This is a genomic window from Phycisphaerales bacterium, from assembly GCA_035627955.1.
Lineage (GTDB): Bacteria > Planctomycetota > Phycisphaerae > Phycisphaerales > UBA1924 > JAEYTB01.
The window spans coordinates 20468-42252 of sequence record DASPKU010000023.1 but is presented as its reverse complement, the minus strand read 5'-3'; the positions used below and the strand labels follow the sequence as shown (position 1 = coordinate 42252).

General features: G+C 69.4%; 15 protein-coding genes. 6 read left to right on the top strand and 9 right to left on the bottom strand.

The annotated features are described in order from the left end of the window. The first annotated feature begins 129 nt into the window (after positions 1-129). From gcvP to VD997_17995, 3 genes are all read left to right on the top strand, one after another. On the top strand, positions 130-3087 hold the full coding sequence (gene gcvP / locus VD997_18005) for an aminomethyl-transferring glycine dehydrogenase (protein ID HYE63890.1): 2958 nt from the start codon (positions 130-132) through the stop codon (positions 3085-3087). A 275-nt stretch (positions 3088-3362) separates the two neighbouring features. Beyond that, positions 3363-4430 (top strand): type II secretion system protein, encoded by a 1068-nt coding sequence (locus VD997_18000; GenBank protein HYE63889.1) that lies wholly within the window; start codon positions 3363-3365, stop codon positions 4428-4430. A gap of 150 nt (positions 4431-4580) precedes the next feature. Then, positions 4581-5081: a hypothetical protein gene (locus tag VD997_17995; GenBank protein HYE63888.1), complete on the top strand. Its 501-nt coding sequence runs from the start codon at positions 4581-4583 to the stop codon at positions 5079-5081. Positions 5082-5273: 192 nt separating this feature from the next. Here the strand turns inward: VD997_17995 and VD997_17990 are convergent, their stop codons facing one another. The 8 genes from VD997_17990 to gcvH all read right to left on the bottom strand — a co-directional run bounded on the left by VD997_17990 (position 5274) and on the right by gcvH (position 18102). Beyond that, positions 5274-6062, bottom strand: a complete 789-nt coding sequence (locus VD997_17990) for a class I SAM-dependent methyltransferase (protein HYE63887.1) — start codon at positions 6060-6062, stop codon at positions 5274-5276. Next, the gene (locus tag VD997_17985) at positions 6063-9152 is read right to left on the bottom strand and encodes a VWA domain-containing protein (GenBank protein ID HYE63886.1); all 3090 of its coding nucleotides are present in this window, start codon (positions 9150-9152) and stop codon (positions 6063-6065) included. Further along, positions 9149-13105: a hypothetical protein gene (locus VD997_17980; GenBank protein HYE63885.1), complete on the bottom strand. Its 3957-nt coding sequence runs from the start codon at positions 13103-13105 to the stop codon at positions 9149-9151. The genes VD997_17985 and VD997_17980 overlap by 4 nt, the downstream gene beginning before the upstream one ends. A 93-nt stretch (positions 13106-13198) precedes the next feature. Further along, a complete protein-coding gene (locus VD997_17975) occupies positions 13199-13783 on the bottom strand; it encodes a DUF899 family protein (GenBank protein HYE63884.1) in 585 nt (194 codons plus the stop codon). Positions 13784-13815: 32 nt separating this feature from the next. Continuing rightward, positions 13816-14187 (bottom strand): hypothetical protein, encoded by a 372-nt coding sequence (locus VD997_17970; GenBank protein ID HYE63883.1) that lies wholly within the window; start codon positions 14185-14187, stop codon positions 13816-13818. A gap of 87 nt (positions 14188-14274) precedes the next feature. After that, complete coding sequence (locus tag VD997_17965) at positions 14275-16989, bottom strand: ABC transporter permease (protein ID HYE63882.1); 2715 nt, start codon at positions 16987-16989, stop codon at positions 14275-14277. Continuing rightward, positions 16940-17716 (bottom strand): ABC transporter ATP-binding protein, encoded by a 777-nt coding sequence (locus VD997_17960; protein HYE63881.1) that lies wholly within the window; start codon positions 17714-17716, stop codon positions 16940-16942. The genes VD997_17965 and VD997_17960 overlap by 50 nt, the downstream gene beginning before the upstream one ends. Positions 17717-17724: 8 nt before the next feature. After that, entirely contained in the window at positions 17725-18102 is a 378-nt protein-coding gene (gene gcvH, locus VD997_17955) for a glycine cleavage system protein GcvH (GenBank protein ID HYE63880.1), read from the bottom strand. A gap of 306 nt (positions 18103-18408) precedes the next feature. On the opposite strand from gcvH, the gene VD997_17950 reads away from it, so the two are divergent. The 3 genes from VD997_17950 to VD997_17940 are packed head-to-tail and all read left to right on the top strand — an operon-like array spanning position 18409 to position 20767. After that, the gene (locus VD997_17950) at positions 18409-19242 is read left to right on the top strand and encodes a TIM barrel protein (protein HYE63879.1); all 834 of its coding nucleotides are present in this window, start codon (positions 18409-18411) and stop codon (positions 19240-19242) included. A gap of 44 nt (positions 19243-19286) precedes the next feature. Then, positions 19287-20066: a (d)CMP kinase gene (gene cmk / locus VD997_17945; protein ID HYE63878.1), complete on the top strand. Its 780-nt coding sequence runs from the start codon at positions 19287-19289 to the stop codon at positions 20064-20066. A 38-nt stretch (positions 20067-20104) separates the two neighbouring features. Next, positions 20105-20767 (top strand): lysophospholipid acyltransferase family protein, encoded by a 663-nt coding sequence (locus tag VD997_17940; protein ID HYE63877.1) that lies wholly within the window; start codon positions 20105-20107, stop codon positions 20765-20767. A 34-nt stretch (positions 20768-20801) separates the two neighbouring features. On the opposite strand, the gene VD997_17935 is transcribed toward VD997_17940, so the two are convergent. Continuing rightward, positions 20802-21686, bottom strand: coding sequence for a M48 family metalloprotease (locus VD997_17935; GenBank protein ID HYE63876.1), 885 nt, complete (start codon positions 21684-21686; stop codon positions 20802-20804). Between the last annotated feature and the right edge of the window lie 99 nt (positions 21687-21785).

The following is a 21785-nucleotide window of genomic DNA, read 5'->3' as shown; positions in this document are numbered from 1 at the left end:
TAGCGGAAAGCGTGCCCCTGGAAGCCGAGTCTGAGTCGTCCTCGGCGAAGGCTCGGATCGAGTCACCGCAAGTCGTCACCCCGCCCGAAATCGCAAAAACCCAACCCGGCGAACCTACAGTCGGAACCCATGCAAACCACCCTCACCAGCGCCCCGGTCAAGGTTGATATTCACCCCGAGAGCCGCCCTCAGCCGGGCCTGCTGAGCGCCAGCGACACCTTTGCCCACCGCCACATCGGCCCCAGCGAGGCCGAGATTGCCGAGATGCTCGGCACGCTCGGCTACTCATCCCTTGACCAGTTCGCCGACGCGGTGGTCCCCGCCAATATCCGCCTCAAGAAGACCATGGAGCTCACCGGCCTCCACGCCGAGCCCCGCGGCGAGTTCGAGGTCCTGGCCGAGCTCAAGGCCATCGCGAGCCAGAACAAAATCGCCCGCTCGTTCATCGGCATGGGCTACTACGACACGATCACGCCGCCGGTGATCCTCCGCAACGTGATGGAGAACCCCGGCTGGTACACGCAGTACACGCCCTACCAGGCCGAGATCGCCCAGGGCCGCCTCGAGGCCCTGCTCAACTTCCAGACGATGGTAAGCGACCTGACCGGGCTTCCCCTGGCCGGGGCGTCGCTGCTGGACGAGGGCACCGCCGCGGCCGAGGCGATGTCGATGTGCCACGCGGTGCTCGAGGGTGAGCGCCCGCTGTTCTACATCGACCGCAGCTGCCACCCACAGACCATCGCCGTGTGCCGCACCCGCGCGAGCTCGCTGGGCATCGAGGTGCGCGACCTGCCGGAGAACGGCGCCGGCATCGACTGGGCGAAGACCAGCGGCGTGCTCGTACAGTACCCAGACACCAACGGCAACGTCGCCGACTTCGCTGACCTCTCCGACGCCGCCCACAAGGCCGGCGCGCTCGTCGTCGCCGCGTGCGACCTGCTCGCCTGCACCCTACTGACCCCGCCCGGCGAGTGGGGGGCGGACATCGCCGTCGGCTCCGCCCAGCGCTTCGGCGTGCCCATGGGCTTCGGCGGCCCGCACGCGGCGTTCATCGCCACCAAGCCCGAGTACGTCCGCAAAATGCCCGGCCGCATCATCGGCGTCAGCAAGGACGCGCAGGGCAACCCCGCCTACCGCATGGCCATCCAGACCCGCGAGCAGCACATCCGGCGCGAGAAGGCCACCAGCAATATCTGCACCGCGCAGGCCCTGCTGGCCAACATGGCCGGCCTCTACGCCTGCTACCACGGCCCCGAGGGGCTCCGCCGCATCGCCCAGCGCGTGCACGCCTACACCAGCGTGCTCGCACTCGGCCTGAAGCGTCTCGGCCACATCGTCCTTACCCCCACGTTCTTCGACACCATCCGCGTGAAGCCCTCGTCCTCGGCTTCGTCGGTCATCGCCGCGGCCCGCGCCAAGGACGCCAACCTCCGCGACTTCGGCGACGGCACCCTCGGCATCTCCCTCGACGAGACCACCACCCGCGCCGACATCGCCATGCTGTTCGAGGCTTTCACGCCGGGAGTAGCGGTGGGCAAGGGCGGCGCGTTCGACGTTGACAAGCTCCTGGTCGAGGCGGACCTCAACTTCCCCGCGAAGTTCACCCGCACCAGCAGCTACCTCACGCACCCGGTGTTCAACACGCACCACAGCGAGCACGAGATGCTCCGCTACATCTTCAAGCTCCAGGGGCGTGACCTCAGCCTGGCGCACAGCATGATCCCGCTGGGCTCGTGCACGATGAAGCTCAACGCCACCAGCGAGATGATCCCGGTGACGTGGCCCGAGTTCGGCCGCCTGCACCCCTTCGCCCCCGCTGACCAGACCAGGGGCTACCAGAAGCTCTTCAAGGACCTCGAGACCTGGCTCGCGGAGATCACCGCGTTCCACGCAGTCTCGCTCCAGCCCAACTCCGGCGCCCAGGGCGAGTACGCCGGCCTCATGGTCATCCGCGCCTATCAGCAGGCAAACGGCCAGGGCCACCGCAACGTCTGCCTCATCCCACAGTCCGCCCACGGCACCAACCCCGCGACGGCCGTGATCGCGGGCATGGAGGTCGTCGTCGTCGCGACCACCAAGTACGGCGACGTCGACATCGACGACCTCCGCAAGAAGGCCGGCGAGCACAAGGACAAGCTCGCCTGCCTCATGATCACCTACCCCTCGACCCACGGCGTGTTCGAAGAGGGCATCCGCGAGATCTGCAACATCGTCCACGAGCACGGCGGGCAGGTCTACATGGACGGCGCCAACATGAACGCCCAGGTCGGCCTCTGCGCCCCCGGCGACATCGGCGCAGACGTCTGCCACCTCAACCTCCACAAGATCTTCTGCATCCCCCACGGCGGCGGCGGCCCCGGCATGGGCCCCATCGGCGTCGCCAAGCACCTCGCCCCCTTCCTCCCCGGCCACCCCGTCGTGAAGCCCGGCACGGCCACCGAGAGCGCCATCGGCCCGATCTCCGCCGGCCCCTGGGGCAGCGCCAGCATCCTCACCATCTCCTGGGTCTACATCGCCCTCATGGGCGCGAGCGGCCTCCGCAAGGCCACGCAGGTGGCCATGCTCAGCGCCAACTACATGGCCAAAGTGCTCGAGCCCCACTACGGCATCGTCTACAACGGCAAGTCCGGGCGCGTCGCCCACGAGTTCATCCTCGAGTGCCGCCCCTTCGAGAAGACCACCGGCATCAAGGTCGACGATATCGCCAAGCGCCTCATGGATTACGGCTTCCACGCCCCGACCATGAGCTTCCCCGTCCCCGGCACGCTCATGATCGAGCCCACCGAAAGCGAGCCCAAGGCCGAGCTCGACCGCTTCTGCCAGGCCATGATCCAGATCCGCGAGGAGATCGCGGCCATCGAGCAGGGCAAAGCCGACAAGGCCGACAACCCGCTCAAGCACGCCCCGCACACCATCGCGATGGTCAGCAGCGACAACTGGACGCACAGGTACCCCCGCCAGCAGGCCGCGTTCCCCGCGAAGTGGCTGCACGACCACAAGTTCTGGCCCACGGTCGCCCGCATCGACAACCCCTACGGCGACCGCAACCTGGTCTGCGTCTGCCCGCCGCTGGACAGCTACCAGTAACCGGCGCGAGCACGGGTCTTGGGTGCCATGGCGACGTCTTCGTCGCTATGGAGTGACGCGGGCGCACCTGTAAGCCACGGAACAGCAGCGGCTTAGCGTGCGATGGCAGCCCCCCGCCGCCTTTTCCTCAATTCCCGCAAGCCCCTACCCCCTCGCCGTGGTAATTTGTTGCCGCCCCCGCACTCGCGGGGTTCTCCGCCCCATGCGCCTCAACAGGCTGACGTGCCCCGCCCGTTCCCGCATCTCTGGTTGTCACCTCCCCCGGAGTGCCCGCGATGTCCAGCCCCGCCCGCCGTGCGTTCACGCTGATTGAGCTGCTCGTGGTGATCGCGATCGTCGCGCTGCTGATCGCAGTGCTGCTGCCCGCGCTCGGCAAGGCCCGCGAGGCCGCACGCTCGGCGCTCGAGCTCTCGAGCATCAGTCAGCTCGCCAAGGTGAACGCGACCTACTCCAACGACTTCAAGGACACGATCATCCCCGGCCGCATCAGCAAGTACTGGATCTGGTGGCAGAACTGCGGCACGGACATGTTCCCCAACGACCCCTTCGACAACCGCTCGCGCATCTCACACGAGTCGATGCGCAACTGGACGTGGCGCCTCGCCGGCTACGCGAACCTCAGCGTCGACCAGGTGCTCGTCATCAACAAGCAGGACAACGCCGACTTCCGCGCCCGCGGCTACAACGGCCGCGCCCTCTACCAGCACAACCGCTACACCTACCCCGACACCTCCTTCGTCGGCGCGGTCGCGACCCACCCCTCCTTCGGCATGAACACCGTGTTCTTCGGCGGCGATTGCAACCACTCCGCCTTCAAGATGCACGGCATGACCCCCTGCGGGTGGGACGGCATCGTCGGTGACCGCAACCCCATGTCGCAGGGCGGCCAGTTCTACCGCACCAAGTCCACCGACGTCCGCTTCCCCTCCAACCTGCTGACCTTCGCCGCGTCGCGCGCCGCCGACGTCTCCGGCACCGGCTACTGGAGCAACGGCCGCAACCCCGCCGACGCGGGCACCACCACGCCCAACATCATCCGCGACGGCTTCTACAAGGTCCTTCCGCCCACCAATATCCCCGTCAGCGACCCCGACCACGGCTTCGGCTACTCCCTCGCCCCCGGCTGGCAGGGCGCCGCCAACCAGCCCTTCACGCCCCGCACCCCGCCCAGCCAGTACGGCTATCTCAACCCCCGCTACTTCAAGACGGTCGCCAACACACGCCTGGACGCCAGCGCCGGCCGCCTCAAGCTGGATGAGCTGCGCGACATGAAGTACTGGGACGACTTCGCCGCCGAGAACACGCACCCCACGACGCGCGTGTACACGTGGCGTCCGCGGTGACTCATCAGCTGAAAGCTCATCGTGCCACCGAGATGTCTTCATCTCGGTGGTAACCGTTCCACCCGGTGCACTGCGCACCGATTCCAGCTGCCAACCCCACTTTCCGCACCCCCTCACGCCGCTCCCACACGGGTGCCCCATGGTTCGCCCATGGACACCAACAACAATCGCAAGGATCGGATCGACAACAACCCTGCCAACCGTGACCCCATCAGCGGCGCCCCGGGTTCCCACCCGGTGGGCACCGGCCTGGGGGCCGCGGGCGGCGGCGCTGCCGGCGCGGCCATTGGCGCGGCAGCCGGCCCCATCGGCTCGGCCGTCGGCGCCGTGATCGGCGCTGTGGCCGGCGGCCTGGGCGGCAAGGCCGCGGGCGAGGCCGTGAACCCCACGGTCGAGGACGCCTACTGGGCGGAGAACTACAAGACCCGCCCCTACGCCCGCAACGCCGATTACACCACCTACCGCCCCGCGTACCGCTATGGCTGGGAGAACGCCTCGCGTTCGCAGGGCCGCCGCTTCGATGAGGTCGAGCCCACGCTCGCCCGCGACTGGGACCGGGTCAACGACCGCGGCTCCCTGACGTGGGACCGCGCGAAGGACGCCGTGCGGGACGCCTGGGACCGCGTCAGTGACGGTCCGCGTCGCCCATGAGTCACATCATGTGAGCACCGGCGACCCCGGCGACGCTCGCCTCATCATCCGACTCCGCGGAACAGGGGGTTCCTGCCCCCACTCCGCGGAGTCGTTGTGTTGACGCGGTACGTGCATCACAAGTAAGTCGTTGAGGCAGTAAGTCGTCGAGGTCGTAGATGACCTCGACGACATAGAAGTCCTATCCCTCACTCACGCTGCGTCCGCACGCACCGCCGTGTACACCCGCGTGCGGTACCGCATCCGCACGACCCCCTCCGCATCAGCGAACGCGGCGTGCGCTTCCCGCAGCTCGCGCACCAGCTTCTCGTGCGCCGGCCCCGCCTTGGGCGTGTACGACGCGCTCAGCGCTCGCCCGATCAGCCCGTCAAGGTCCATCGGCTGCTCGTACGCGAACGCCTGCACTTGCGCACCGCGAAACAGCGGCGACCCAAAGACAGCCTGCCCGCACTCACTGCGGTCCAGCGCCGCCGGGTGGTTCCCGCTGGCCTCCAGGATCGCCCGCCCGTACGCGCCCGTCAGCGGGTCGCTGTTGTCCCGGTCGTTCCACACCAGGCTTAGCACGCCCCTCTCCTTGAGCACGCGGTGGAACTCGGCCAGCGCCTTCGACTCATCGAACCAGTGGAACGCCTGCGCACACAGCACCAGATCGACGCTCTGCGCATCCAGGCCCGTGCGCTCCGCGGATCCATCGATCCACGACACCCGCGCGTGCGGCTCGGCCGAGTCCCGCATCCCCGCGTTGGGCTCAACCGCCATCACCCGCACGCCGCGCTCCGTCAGCAGGCGCGACGAGATCCCCGTTCCCGCGCCGACATCGGCCGCGATGATCTCGCGACCGCCGCCGCCCGCACCACGAACAAGCTCCACCGCCCGCACGACCGCATCGATGGCCGCCGCGGGATAGCTCGGCCGGTACCGCGCGTACTCCCGCCCGCGATCAGAGAACCGTCCGGTGGGGTTGAGCTCGTGCAGCGCCAATCAATCGTCCTCGAACCGCTCGGTGGCCCGCCGCTTGGCCGCGAGCAGCCCTGTTTCGGGCTCCTTCATCGGTTTCGACGGGGGTTGTGAAGTCGCCCCGCCCGCGCCTGTCTCTACTGCTCCGCCAGGAGCTTGCGCCGAAAGCCCCGCCAGCCGCTGCGCCCGCCGCCGGTCCCGCGCCGCCACCGCCAGGTCCCGCGCATCCTGCTCCGACAGCGCGATCGCCGGCGTCGCGCCTGCAGCGCCATCCACACCCACGCGCGACTTCAGCGCCGACACCGTCCGCTCCGCCGCGTGAGCCCGCTCCCGCTCCGCCGCGGCCTCCGCCGACAGCTCCGGCCGGAACCGCCGGCTCAGCCACCGATCCCACGCCACCCGGCGCGTCGCCACGTCCAACAGGAACACGCCGATGCACCAGATCAGCAGCGTCCGCCAGATCGGCGTCACCGCCTCGCGCGGGCGCGTCTGGGCACGGTCGAACAGCTCCGCCCGCTCCGCCGCCGCGAGCTCGATGACGCGCCCGCCGCTCGTCGAGGCGATCGCCGCGAGCAGCGCATCGTTGGACTCCCGCGCCCGGAACTCGCTGCCCTCCTGCACGGTCGACCCCACGATCACCGGCGCCAGCCGCCGCTCCGAGTTGCCCTCGCGGGCGACCGGCTTGATGAGCGCCACATAGCTCCCCGTCTCCGCCGCGGGCACATCCGCCTCGTATGTCCCCGGGCCGGTCTGCACCAGCCGCACCTGGCGCGAAGCGCCCGACGGCGCGTACACCGTCGCGGGCACATCCAGCCGCTCCATCGGCCGGCCCGACTCGTCATTGGCCTCCAGCCGCAGCCGCAGCATCTCGCCATCGGTCCGCGTGGTCGCCTGGAAGTTCCGCGAGCCCTGCGGGCGCGACGTCTGCCGCACCACCTGCGCCCACATCTTCTCGTACCCATCCCACGGCAGCCACGGCTGCGCCCACTTCCACGTGTCAGACGTGAACGCGACTACCTGCCCCAGCCCCACCTGCCAGTGCGCCAGCACCGGCTCGTTCGTCGGTGTCATGATGGCGTTGACGATCGTCGGCTCGGGGCGCGGCTGCGTGAGCGTCAGGCCGTTCAGCGGCGGCGGATCGTCCAGCCCCGCCACCATGGGCGAGCCCGTCGGCAGGATCACCGGCTCGAACGGCGTCTCCCGGATCAGCGGCGTCCGCACCAGCCGCACGGCCTTTAGGAAAATTCGCGGCAGTTGGCTCGCGCTGATCGCGTGGTAGAACACGCCCTCGCCGTGGTCCGCCATCGTCTGCAGCGTGCGGATGTCCGCGTCATCGCCCACCGCGATCGTGGAGACCTTGATCCCCTCGGCCTTCATCTGCTCCGCGAGCGAGATGGCGACCTCATTCCCGCGCGACTTGCCGTCGGTAAGCGCCACCACGTGCTTGACCTTCGCCTGCGAGTTCCGCAGCTGCGCCCGCGCCAGCTCCAGCCCCGGGACCATGTTCGTGCCCCCGCCAGGGGAGATGTCCTCCACGGCCTCGGTCAGCGCCGTCGTGTTGGTGTTCCGCTGCAGCGGCCACAGCAGCTCGGCGTTGGTGTTGAAGGTGATCACGCCCACCAGGTCGCGCCGGTCCAGCGTGCGGATCGCCATCGCCGCCGACTCGTTGGCGATCTGCTGCTGCGACTTGGTCGTCCCCAGCACAGGCTCCCGCATCGACCCCGAGTTGTCCAGCACGAACACGATCGCGATCTCGGGCGTGACCAGCTTGTCGGGGATGTCCAGCGCCACCGGCAGGATCGGCTCGATGGGCGAGCCCTTCCACCCGCCCGCGCCGAACGACGCCGGCCCGCCAATCATGACCAGCCCCCCGCCCAGGTCGCGCACGTACGCCACCAGCGTCTCCTGCGCCTGCACCGGCACCGCCTCCGCCGGCACGTTCTGCAGCAGCACCACGTCGTACGCCTGCAACGACAGCAGGTCCTGCGGCAACGCCTCGGGGCCGCTGACCACCACCTCCAGCCCGCTGTTGCGCAGCGAGGCAGCGAGCGTCGCGCCCGTGCTGTCGCCCCCGGTGGCCGCGCTCCCGTCCACCAGCAGCACCGCGCCCTTGCCCGGCGTGATCGTGAACGCCTCGGCCCGGTTGTTCTCGGTGGTCGTGTCCCCCGCGAGGGCCGTGCCGCCGTTGCCGGTGGCCACCACGTCCGGCTCGTACACCGCACGGAAGCGGTGCACACGCCCCGAATCCAGCAGCACCTGCACGACTTCGACGTTCAGCCCCGGCCGCAGCTCGATCCGCCGCCCGTTGCCCGGCGACTCGCCGTTGAGGTCAACCGCGCTTCCCTCGCGGAGCAACTGCAGCGTGCCCCGCGACGCCGTGGTGGCATTGAGCACCACGCGCACATTCACCATAGCACCCGCCGCGGCGGTGGGGGGGGCGTCCACCGACTCCACCGTGACCTCGTGCTCCAGCTTGTACCGCAGCGGCACCACGTCGATCGGCACCGACGCGCCCAGCGCCGCGAGCGCCGGCGCCGATACCTCAGCGGCCGCCGCGAGCGCATCGCCCGTCGTCTGGTTGCCGTCGGAAATCAGCAGCAGCCGCCCCGACGCGTCCGGGGGGATCAGCGCCCGCCCAAGCCTGATCGCGTCCGCGATGTTCGTGCCCTCGGCGAGGTGCACATCGAGCTCGGGGTCCAGGTCCTTGCCCGTCGTCGGCACCGCCACCGCCGCGGCCCGCCCGTCGAACGCCACCACCCCTACAAGATCATCTGGCCCGCGCCCCTCCGCCGCCCTCTGCAGGAACTCCCGCGCCGCCGCGACAGCCGTGAGCCGTCGCCCCGGCGCACTCTCCATCTCCACGTCACCGGCGTACCGCCGCACCGAGCCCGAAACGTCGACCAGCGCCACCACCGCAAGCCGGTCGGTCTTCCGCACCCACGCCATGCCCGCGAGCATCGCAGCTATGAGCGAGTACAGCACCAGCCGCGCGATGATCGCCGACACACGCCGCGCCGGGCTCATCGACGAGAACCACAGCAACCCCAACGCGGCCGCGGGGATGAGGGCCAGGAGCAGCCAGAACCACACGGGTTGCTCGAAGCGGAGGTTCATCGGCGGCTGGGCACGTCCTGTGCGTCGGGCAGCGGCTGCGGCGTTGAGTTGGCGGGCTGGCCGCCCGTCGAAGGAGTGGGGGTGGTCCGCTCCACGTAACGCCGGAACACGCGCCGCACGAGGTCGCTGTGCTGGTTGGAGATGTTCTGCTGCTCGATCCCGCGCTCCACGCCCGCGGCCGCCTCGCGGAAACCCTCCGACAGCGTCTCGCTGGACGTGCCTGTGCGCCGCGCGTTGTCGCGGCTGAAGTAGTCGGCGATCACGCGCCCGCCGCCCTCAGCCTCCTGGCGCGGCCGCACGTCCACCGGCGTTACCGGCGTGGGCGAGCGCTGCATCGTCACCGGCGGGTTGCGACGCGCCCCGTCGCCGGCCTGAGTGCCGCCGCCCGGCGAGCCGTTGCGGGCGCCGTTAGCTGCGTGCCGGTCGGAGCCGCGGCCGATGCCCTGCGGCGTACCTGTGGGTGCGTCACCTTCATTCGATCGATCGGATGAGCCGGGCTGATCCTGCGAGGCCGGCTGATCCTGGGATCCGGGCTGACCCTGAGAGCCGGGCTGTTCCTGCGAGCCGCTCGACCCGGGGGCGTTCGGCTGGCGCGATGCCTGCCGCTGCTGATCGCTCTCACTGTTCAGTTGCTCCGGACGCTGGCTCTCAGGCCCCTGCGCATCCCGACGCGGCGTATCGCCGCCGCGCTCACCATTCTGCGCCTGCTGCTTCGCCAGCTCATCCGCCAGCTTCCGCAGCTCCTCCCGCTCCTTGGGCGACGCCTTCTGCAGCAGCTCCTGCGCCCGCCGGTTCAGCCGCTCGGCCTGCTCCCGCGTCATCTCCGGCGCCCGCTTGTCCGCGCCCATGTTCTTGAGCTGCTCCGCCACCTTCCGCATCTGCTCGGCCGACGGCAGCCGGTCCGGCAGCGGCGCGTTCTCGCCGCCCTCGCCCTGCGCCGAACTCTGCTCGCCCGCCTGCTGTTGCCGCCCCGGCCCGGGCTGGTGCTCGCCTTGTTCTCGCGATTGCCCCTGCTGCTCCTCGGCCCCAGCACCAGGCTGCTGCGATTGCCGCTCTGTCTGCTGTGTTGTCCGAGGCTCCGAAGCCGTCGATCGCTGCGTCGAGGACGATGACTGCGGCTCGCCTGATGTGGATCGCTGCTGCTGCTTTGTTGTCTGCTGCTGTTGAGACGATGCAGGCTGCTTCGAACTTTGCGGTGCCTGCTGAGTTGAGGTCCCTTGCTCAGCAGCTTGCTGCTGCTGCGAAGAGGGTTGTTGCTGCTGCGCGCCGCTGCCTTCCATGCTTCGCTGAGACTGACGCGCAGCGTTGCTCCCAGTCTGTGGTTCACCGGGTTGCCGCGATCCACTTTCTGCCGGTGACTGCTGCGCCCCCGCAGCCTTGTCCGGCGCCGTCACCTCGCGCTGCACCCCGCCTTGCGGCTGCGACCCCGGAAGCGACCCCGGCTTCTCCTCCGAACCCTGCTGCTGGCTGTTCGACTGATTCTCCTGCCGCGCCCCAGTTTCACGCCCGCTACCGGGCTCACGCTGCTGGCTCGCACCCGCGGAACCTGGCTCGCTCTGCCGCTGTTGTTGACTGCCCTGGTGCTGTGACCCTGACTGCTGTTGCGACCCAGTCTGCTGCTGCGATCCCGACTGTTGCTGTGACCCAGTCTGCTGCGGCGATCCAGTCTGCTGCTGTGACCCAGTCTGCTGCTGTGATCCCGTCTGCTGCGGCGATCCCGACTGTTGCTGTGACCCAGTCTGCTGCTGTAACTCAGTTTGCTGCGGCGATCCAGTCTGCTGCTGTGACCCGGTCTGCTGCTGTGATCCAGACTGCTGCTGTGACTCGGCCTGCTGCTTCGACCCTGGCTGCTGCTGCGATCCAGTCTGCTGCGGCGATCCAGTCTGCTGCTGTGACCCAGTTTGCTGCGGCGATCCATTCTGCTGCTGTGACCCGGTCTGCTGCTGTGATCCAGACTGCTGCTGTGAACCGGGCTGCTGCTGCGATCCAGACTGCTGCTGTGACTCGGCCTGCTGCTTCGACCCTGGCTGCTGCTGCGATCCGGTCTGCTGTTGTGATCCGGTCTGCTGCTGCGACCCGGTCTGCTGCTGCGAGCCAAACTGCCGCTCACTGCCCTGCTGCTGCTGGGACCCCGACGGCTGCTGCGACCCAGGCTGCTGCTGCGACCCTGGCTGCCGCTCACCGCCCTGCTGCTGCTGCTGCTGAGATTCCGACTGCTGCTGCGACCCAGTCTGCTGCTGCTGTGGCGCAGATGGCCGCTGCTGATTCGAACCGTTCTGCTGGCGCGATGCCGCAGCCTGCTCCTGAGACTGCGGTTGCTGCTGTGTTCCCGGCGTCGACTGCTGCTGCGCTCCAGATGGATTCTGCGGCTGAGGGCCCTCCGGCGTCCGCTGCTGACTCCCCGGGGGCTGCTGCTGTTCCCCACCCCTGGACTGCTGCCGCTCCCCCGCCTGCGGCTGCTGCTCCCCACCGCTGTGCTGCTGCTCAGGCGATGACGCGGCCTGCTCGCTACCGTAAGCCTCACTCTCCCGCAATGCCCTCGCCGCGTCCCGCAACGACCGGCTCAACTCCCGCGTCGGCGACTGCCGCGAGCTCTCGCTCGGAAACTCCGGCGGCTCCTGCGCCGAACTATCCGGCCCCCGCTCCCTTGAACTCTCCGCACCCGCAGGAGCCCGCTCGTCCAAAGGCCCCTCACCGCGCGACCGCTCACCACCTTCCCGCTCTCCACCGGCGTTCGGACTCCCCTGAGACTCGCGCACGTCGCTCCGAGAAGTATCCAAACCACCCGCGGGTTCGCGCTCAGCCGTCGGAGCACCTCCGCTCGCCCGCTCACCCGCGCTTGCAGGGCCAGGGTTCTCCGCGCGACTTCCTGCACCAGCGTCCGACCCCGCCTCTGCACCAGCCTCCGACCGCTCCGCACTCCCACCTTCAACGCCACTCCCCGCCCCCTCCGCCCCCGCACCCTCCTCCAGCGCATCCGCCATGGCCGCGAGGTCTTCCGCCACCTGCGCCCGCTCCTCCGGCGACAGATCCTGGAACTGGTCGCTCAGCCGCAGCGCCTCCCCCGCGGCCCCCTCCATATCCCCCGCCGACAACCGCCGCGCCAGCGGCGACGTCGCCGCGTCCTGCGGCACCCGCTTCTGCAGCTTCGACAGCTGCTCCATTACCCGGTCCTGCCGCTCCTGCTGCTCGCGCGACTTCTGCGCCAGCGCCTGTGCCGCCCGCTCCAGGCTCCGCGCCGCACGCGAACGCGCCTCCGGCTCATCCAGCCCGCCGCCCGCGAGCTCCTGCTCAAGCGACGCCAGCTCCGCCAGTTCCCGCGCCGCCTGCGGGTCCTGTGCCGCGGCCTCGCGCGTCTCCTCCACCAGCTTCGCGACCTCCTGCACGGTCTCCGGCCGCACGGGCTCCCGTGCCACGGTCGCCGACCCCTCGAACAGCCCCATGTCCGGCACGAACAGCCCCGCGGCCACCGCCAGCCCGGCCGCGAGCGTCGCCCCCGCCCACGTCCACGGCACCTTCACCGCCACAGCCTTGGCCGGGTCCACCGAGCGCGCGACCTGCTCGGCCTCTTCCAACGCCATCGCTGTGAATACCGGATCGTTATGCGCCTGGCGCCCCGCGCCGTGCTCAAGCCCACCCTCCAGCTCAAGCGCCGAGCTCAACCGATCCCTCAGTCCAAACCGCTGGTCCAGCTCCTGCGCCCCACGCCTTGCCGACCACGGCCGCACCAGCCCCAGCGCCACACCCGTTAGCAGCCCCGCGCCCGCAGGCACCGCAAGCGCTGTCTCCCAGGGCATCGGCGAGCCCGCCGCCTTCACCAGCGCCGCGCCGACCAGCCCCGCCACCGATCCGGCGAAGAACCCCCACCCGCCGCGCCTCAGCACGCGGGCAAGCGTCGCACGCCGGGCCGCGGCCCGAGAAACCCTGAGCGTCGCCAGCGGTGTCATGCTCACGCCCAATGGTACGGTTTGGCACCGCGCCGGGTTGGGCCCCGCCGCACGATCCCGCCTCAAACCCGTCGCAATCGCCTCGAAGCACGCCCCGAGTTACGAAGCCGTGACCGGCGTCTCATACCGGTACTGCGGCTCCCAGTCCGCCACGCCGCCCTTGAGCATGTCGAACAGCGGCCACAGGGCGCAATAGTCATCCCCCGGTCCAAAGCGATCGTGCCCCGTTCGAACGATCTGGCCGCTGGGCAGCCGGTGGAACACGCTCACGCCCGGCCCCGGATCGCCGTCGCTGTCCATGTACCCCATGTCCTTCGCGAACGAAGACCCCTGCGTGCTCAGCATGCGGAACGGCCAGCCGCGCGAGGCCGCGAACTCCGCCTGCACCTGCGGCGAGTCCGGGCTGCTGAGCACGAACGGTGCACGGCTGCTCAGGTGCCCGTACAGGCCCGCGAGCCCATCGGCCCACAGCGTGCACCAGCGGCAGCTCCGCCCCATGTTGTGCACGACAAACAGGTCGGGCCGCTCGTCGAACAGCTCCGAAAGCCGCACCGGCCCGTGCAGCGTCTCAAACGTGTAGTCGCTCACCGGCTCGTGCGGGATCGCGTGGATGATCTCCACTCGCCGCTTCTTGAGCGCCTGGATCTCACGGTCAATAGCAAGCAGGTCTTCGCGGGTGGGCATGGCGGATCTCCTCGCCGCCGATGCTACCACGATCACGCGCGCTTGAGCGTCGATTCCTGCGCCGCGTACCGCGCCACCACCCGCCGGCACGCCTCCAGCACGTTCAGCCGATGCCGCGCCACCACCGTCGGCACCCACCGTGCCGCCTGCTCGTTGGCCTCACCGCCGGCTGCGGGCAGGTACGGCTCGATGTCCAGCAGCATGAACGACAGGGCCGCGAAGTCGCCGCTGAAGTCGCCCTTGTCGAACTCGCCCAGCTCGCGCAGCTGCTGGTGCAGCTCGGGCAGCCCCTCGAGCAGCCCGATATCCCCGCTGATCATCCGGGACGCCAAGCGTGCCGCCCCCGTCGCCGTCTCGGAGTAGTTCAGCGCAAGCTCCCACCCGCTGTTCTCTGGCGCCACCATGTGAACCAGCGTGCCCGACACGGCCCAGTGATTCAATGAAAATCCGGCAAGTCACCGGGCCCGCCGCTCGGCGATCGCGAGAGGAACTCACCGGCTTGCCAGCAACTCCCGCGGCCGCGCCCGCGACAGCGCAAAAACCGCCGGCGCCGCCGCCCCCAGCGTCACCACGAACACCGCGCACCACCCGGCCACAACCGGCAGCAGTGGGGGTCTCGTACTCAGCTCAAGTCCGAACAGCAGCTTGTCCAGGTGCTGCGCGCTCGCCACCGCCTGCGTTCCCAAGGCCGTGCCCAGCAGCCCCGCCGCCAGCGCGATCAGCACCGCCTCGCCCAGCACCAGCCGCACCAGCAGCCCCCGCGACCCGCCCACCGCCCGCAGCACGCCGAACTCGAACCGGCGCGTCTGTATCCCCGCCACGATGATGTTCGCCACCCCGAACGACGCGATGACCATCGCGAACACCGCGATCCCCGAACTGATCAGCAGCGTCCCCTTGATCACCTTGAGGATGTCCGCCTTGATCTTCCGCCCGCTGCCCGCATCCAGGATCCCCGCGTCCATGAGCTGACTTCGGATCGTGCTGATCGCCTCCTCGTCGCTCACATCCTTCGACAGCCCGATCTGCAGCATGCTGATGGCGTCGCTCCCCAGCTTTTCCTTCAGGTCCTTGCGCGAGCCGAACACCGCGTGGATCGCCTGCTCGGTGAAGTTGTCACCGATCGAGAAGAAGTTGCTCACGATCTCCAGCCCCGGGCTGGTGACGACGCCGACGACCTCCATCGGGTGCTCGCGCCCGTCCGCCCCCTTCATCGTGAACGTGTCGCCCGCCCCGATCCCCTGCGCCACCTTGAACTCGCGGGCGACGATGACCGCCCCGCCCTCGCGCAGCCGCTGCATCGCCCGCTGCTGCCCCGCCTCATCCGTCGGCTCGACCCAGTTCAGCCTGGTCAGCCTGAAGAACGGCTCGGGGTCGAACGCGATGAACGTCGTCTTGTACGTCTGCAGCGCCTTCACGCCGAACGCCTGCGTCTCCACGTTGTGCAGCGTGATCGGCACCGTCCCCGTCACAAACGGCAGCGCCTCCACCTTCGCGCGGCTCTCCTCCGTCAGGTTCAGCCCCACCGCGAACGCATCGGGGAACTCCAGCTTCCCCAGCCAGTCGTTCAGGATCGCGTGCCCCTGGGTCCAGATCGCCACCATCAGCGCCAGCCCGCTCATCATCGCGCCCGCGGTGAACCCGTACCGGTACGGCGTCGCCCGCACCGTCCGCCCCAGCAGGTGCCGGTGCAGCCCCATCACCCGCCGCAACACCGGCTCCACTGCCCGATTCAACAGCACCAGCACCGGCACGCTCAGCAGGAAGTACCCGATGAACATCAGCGGCAGCCCCGCCGTGGCGTAGCTCCAGAACGCGAACTGGCTGTCGTCCCCGCCGAACATCAGCGTCAGCTGCACCGCCAGCGCCCCGATGCCGCACGCCGCCAGCACCACGACCGCCCCCGCCGGCACGGGCCGGGCCCGCACGCCTAATCCCTCCAGCGGCGACACCCGCGATGCCTTCCACGCCGGGAACGCCGCCCCCGCCAGCCCTGCCACAACCGCCCCTGCGCCGGCCACCCCCAGCCCCAGCACCGACACGTGCAGCCCGTTGGGCACGTGCTCGCGCCCCAGATGAATCAGCAGCGCCGCGATCGCCAGCCCCAGCGGCACCCCGACCACCGCACCCGCCGCCCCCACCAGCCCGCCCGCCATCAGCTGCGCCCACGCCAGCTGCCCCCGCGTCGCTCCGATGCACCGCATCACCGACAGCTCCCGCTGCCGCTCCGTCACCCCCGTGGACATCCCCGTCATGATGATGAACGCCGCGGCCAGGAACGACATCACCGTCGCCACCACGAACCCGAGGTCCTGCGACCGCACGTTGTTCTCAAGCCCGCTCGTGATCCGCTCCGTCGTCTGCACGATCACGCCCTTGCCGAACTCCTCCCTGTGCGCCGCGGCCAAAGCCTCCGCGTCAACCCCCTTCGCGAGCACCAGGTCCACCTGCCCGACGCGGCTCCTGTCACCCGTCAGCCCCTGCAGCGTCTCCAGCGTTACAAACGCCCGCCACCGCGGCCCAAACGGCGGCTCCGCCACGATCCCCACCACCTTGAACGTCTCGTTCTTCCTGAACAGCCGCACGAACTCGACCGTGTCCCCGACCTTCAGTCGATGCTCTTCATTCAGCTTGGCCGCCTCCGCCGCATCCTCGACGCTCGCGGGCCCCGGGCCGCCGGCGCCCGCCGCGCCGCCCGCCCGGTTGCTCTCCTTGTTCAGGTGCGCCACCAGCGGCCGGTCCAGGGCCACCTCCCCCGGCGCGCTGGGCAGCCGCCCCTCCACCATCCGCACATCCCGCACCCGCGTCTCGAGCGCCGGGTCGATCCCGTGCAGGATCGCGGTGCCCACCGCCGTCACCCGCTCGCGCACAAACCCCGTGGGCGACTCGCTCCACTGGTGCCGCTGGAAGCGCCAGCTCGAGCTCTCCTGCATCGATGGGACAGCGATCTCCACGCCCTCCCACCCGCGCACCCGCTCGAGCACGGACGCGGGCATCGTCTCGCCCGCGCCCACCGGCTTCACGCGGATATCGCTGCGCCCCACCGTCTCGTTGAGCCGGCTCTCCACCGCCGCCGTGAGCGACGCCATCGCGCACGACACCACCGCGATCAGCGCCGCCGAGAGCGCCACCGCGCCCACCAGCAGCAGCGAGCGGTTACGCCGGGCGAGCAGACTGTTGGTAGCGAGACGCCACGCCGGCCGCATCCAGCCCCTCCGTCAGGATCTCCGACACCACCCGTCCATCGTGCAGGATGAAGATCTTCTCGCAGTGCACCGCCGCCGCCGGCTCGTGCGTCACCATCAGCACCAGCATCCCCCGCTCCCGCGCCAGCTCCCCCAGCAGCCCCCACAGCCGCTCGCTCGTCGCCGAGTCCAGGTTCCCCGTGGGCTCATCCGCGAACAGCACGCCCGGCGAGAACAGCAGCGCCCGCGCGATCGCCACCCGCTGCTGCTCGCCACCCGACAGGGCATCGGGCCGGTGCCCGGAACGCGAGCCGAGCCCCAGCCGCTCCAGCAGCTCCCCGCTCCGCGAGCGCAGCTCCGCCTCCGGCCGCCCCGCCAGCATGCCCGGCAGTTCCACGTTCTCCCGTGCTGTCAGCGTCGGGATCAGGTTGAACTGCTGGAACACGATGCCGATCTGCTCGCGCCGGAACGCCGTGGCCTCGCGCTCGCTGAGCGCGTGCAGCGCCCTCCCTGCCACGTGCACCTCGCCCTTGTCCGGCCGGTCCAAGGCCGCGAGCAGGTGCAGCAGCGTGGACTTCCCGCTGCCCGAGTGCCCCATGATCGCATAAAACCCCGGTCGATCGATCGTCAGGTCAACGCCCCGCAGCGCCCACACCTCGCGACCCGCCAGCCGGTACGCCTTGTGCACCCCCGCGCAGCGGATCGACGCGCCGCCCGTCACGTCCCCAGCGCCCCCCGCCCGATCCATCGCACCACTCACGGGTGCTGCGCGTCGTAGGTCTTGGAGTCCATGAGCTTGGATAGGCCACCCTTGTCCGTCACCCTCACCTTGACCAACCAGCCCTGCCCATACGGGTCGGTGTTCAGCAGTTGCGGCTTGTCAGCCAGCGCCGCGTTGACCTCGGCGATCTCACCCGCGACAGCGCAATAGATGTCGCTGGTCGTCTTGACCGACTCCACCTCACCAATCACATCCCCCGCCTTGAACTTCGTCCCTGCCTTCTTCATCTCCACGTACGTCACGTCGGTCAGCTGATCCACGGCAAACTGGGTCAGTCCCAGGGTCAGCGTGTCGCCCTCGAGCTTGTGCCACTCGTGGGAGGATGAATACTGGCGGTCGGCGGGCGTTGGCATGAAGATTGTCCTCATTCGGCCGGTGCTCCCGGCCTTGGGCGTTCATGGTAGCCAGCGGGGTGGCCCCGTCATGCTCCCTGCACCCGTTCTACGCCCCGCCGCCCGCTATCCACGCACCCCTTCCGGACCCACCAGTTCATTGACGCCCCCCCGGCACCCGGCTAGTCTGCCCCGCCTCTTAGCCGCGGGCGTCGCGCCTCCCGCAGGGGTCACTCCGGTCGTACCGGGGCGGCAACGGGATCCCGACGCCACAGCGAGTGCCCATCGACGATGCTTCTCACCCTCTCAGCGAGCTGTCTCCGTTCCATGCTCACGGCGAGCCGCGGCAAAAAGCCCAAGCTCGACCTCCTCGACCTCCCCTCCTACGCGCGCGAGACCCTCGGTCTCGCCGGTATCAATCTCTCTACCGATCTGCTCGCCGGCGCCGACCGCTCCCGCCTGGAGGCCGTGCGCGAGCGTGCCGATCGCTCCAGCTGCGCCTGCCTGCTCCTGGTTGAGGCCGACCTCCAGCCCTTCGGCGCCGCCAACGAAAAGTCCTCGTCGGGCGCCGGCGAACGCATGCTCCGCGTCGTGGAAGCCGCCCACATCCTCGGCTGCTCCGCCGCGGCCGTCCGCATCGAGGCCAACGATGACGACGCCACCTTCATGAAGGTCGCCACCCGCCTCAAGCCCATCATGGAGCGGGCCGAGAAACTCGACATCAACCTGCTCATCTCGCCCACCAAGGGCCTCACCGGCCGCCCCGAGCGCGTCACCGAGCTCCTCAAGAAGGTCGGCGGCTTCCGCATCGGCACCTACCCCGACTTTCAGACCGCCTCCGAGTCCAAGGACCCGGCCGCCTACATGCAGCGGCTCACCCCCTACGCCACCGCCGTTTCGGCTTCCACCGCCAAGTTCGTCACCAGCGCCGGCGCCGAGCCGGGTGATGAAGACCTGGACACCCCCGTCAAGCACCAGCCCTACGACCTCAAACCCCTTGTAGACGCGGTGGTCTCCGTCGGTTACGACGGCCCCCTCGCGCTGGACTACCGGGGCGGGGGCGATGTTACAATGGGGCTGATCCGCTCCCGCGACGCCATCATGGCGACCTTCGGCGAGCCGGAAGACCTGGAAGACGACGAGCTGGACATCGAGGAGTGAGCCTGACGGTTTAAGGTGTTGCAACTAGCGGAACGGGGCCGGTCATGAGGACGCAAACCCTCAGAGGCGTGGAGACGGACGAGAGCCCGGTCGTGCTCATCAGAGAGCTGCCCGCCCCGTCCAAAGACAACGTGTTCCGGCTCGATCAGCCCATCATCATCACCATCGACGGACCCGCCGGCACGGGCAAGTCCTCCGTCGCCCGTGCCCTCGCCAGGCGCCTGGGCCTGGACTTCCTCGACACCGGCGCCATGTACCGCGCCGCCGCGGCCATCTCGCTCGACCAGGGCGTGCCCATGACCGAACCTGACCGCCTGGTCGAGCTCGTCAAGCAGGCCGACCTGCACTTCGACTGGTCCAAGGACCCGCCCCACATCCTCGCCTGGGGCCGCTCCATCAACGACCGCATCCGCCATGCCGACGTCACGGCCATCGTCTCGCCCGTCGCCGGCATCGGCGCCCTCCGCCAGCACATGGTGGCCAAGCAGCGCATCATCGCCCGCCAGCACCCGCGCCTGGTCTCCGAAGGGCGCGACCAGGGATCGGTTGTCTTCCCCGACGCTCACGTCAAGTTCTACCTCGACGCCTCCGCCCAGGTCCGCGCCGCCCGCCGTGCCCAGCAGCTCCACGCCTCCGGTGTCGCCGCCGACGAGCAGCAGCTCCTCCGCGACATCATCGAGCGCGACCGCAGCGACATGAGCCGCACCGACGGCCCCCTCGTCCGCCCCGACGGCGCCATCGTGGTCGACACCTCCGGGCTCCAGTTCGGCGAGGTCGTCGCCGAGCTCGAGACCATCGTGCGTAAAAAGGCCGAGGAGCCCTGACGCCCGCCACCCGCGCCGCCACGGCCCCGACCACCACGATGTTCCTCAAAGACCGACAGCCCGGGTCGCCGCTCCACAAGGTCCTCTTCTACGAGTTCGTCCTGCGGACCGTCCGCCTCGCCTTCAAGATCCTCTTCCGGGCCAAGGGCTACGACTCGCTCAACGTCCCCGCGACCGGCCCTGTGCTGCTCGCCTCCAACCACGAGTCCTTCCTCGACCCGCCCACCATCGCGGTGCTGCTCTACCACCGCCACCTTGAGTTCATCGCCCGCGCCAGCCTCTTCAAGGGCTTCTTCGGGCACGTTATCAAAAACCTCAACGCCATCCCCCTCAAGGACGAGAGCGGCGACGCAGGCGCCATCAAGGAAGCCCTCCGCCGCCTCGAGGTCGGGCGCGCCGTCCTCATCTTCCCCGAGGGCTCCCGCACCCCCGACGGCCACATGCACGAGTTCAAACGGGGCGTCGCCCTCCTCGTCAAGAAGGGCAAGTGCCCCGTGGTCCCCGTCGCCATCGCCGGCGCCTACGAGCGCTGGCCCATCCACCGCAAGAAGCCCACCTTGACCGGCCCCCGAGTCCGCGTCCTCTACGGCCAGCCCATCCCCTACGACGACCTCATGAAAAACGGCGCGGACGCCGCCCTTGAGCGTGTCCGCGCCGAGGTTGTCAAACTCAGGGATCAGCTGAAGTCGCAGACCCATTGATCCAGCCTCTGCTCTGCAACTGCGTGCTCTGTGTTTAGACCAGCCCGTACTGCGGCGCCACGCCCCGCATTTCCGCCTCCAGCTTCCGCAGCGCCTCCACCCGCTTCTCCGTGGGCGGGTGGCTCGCGAACAGGTTCAGGATGCTCGACCCGCCCGTCAGCGGCTCCACGATGAACATGCTGTTCTGCGCCGGGTTGGGGTTCTGCAGCGGGATCCGCTGGCTGTACGCGTCCAGCTTCAGCAGCGCCCCCATCAGGCCCCGCGGCGTGCCCGCGATCACCGCGCCGTCATGGTCCGCCACGAACTCGCGGCTGCGGCTGATCATCGACTTGATCACCGCCGCGCCCAGCGCCGCCACGATGAACGTCACGAACATCACGATCGGGTTGGTCTCGCGGTCGCGCCCGCCGCCAAAGAGCATGCCCCACTGTGCGATGTACGCCAGCACGCCCGCGATCGTCGCCGCGATCGCGCTGGTCAGCGTGTCGCGGTTCTTCACGTGCGCCAGCTCGTGCGCCATCACACCCCGCAGCTCCTCAAGCGACAGGATTTCCAGAGCCCCCTCCGTCACCGCCACCGCCGCCTTCTTGGGCGACCGCCCGGTCGCGAACGCGTTCGGGGCCTGGTGCGGGCACACGTACACCCGCGGCATCGGCATGCCCGCGTTCTGCCGCAGCTCGTCCACCATCCTGTACAGCTCGCCATGGATCCCGCCCTCGTCCGGGCCGACCTCCTGGCCCTGCATCGCCATGATGGCGATCTTGTCCGAGAAGAACCACGCGATGATGTTCGCCAGCCCGCCGAAGGCCAGCGCAAAGATCATCCCGTTCTGGCCGTACATACTCCCGACCGCCAGGAACAGGCCCATCAACCCACCCATGAGCAACGCCGTCTTGACGTTGTTCGCAAAGCGTGCCATCGATCCAGTCTCCTTCTATCCCCCTTTGGGGGCGTTTGTCCGCACAGAGTACACCCGGGGGGCCCCATGAGTTCGACCATCCGGCCCGGGTGGGTTCAG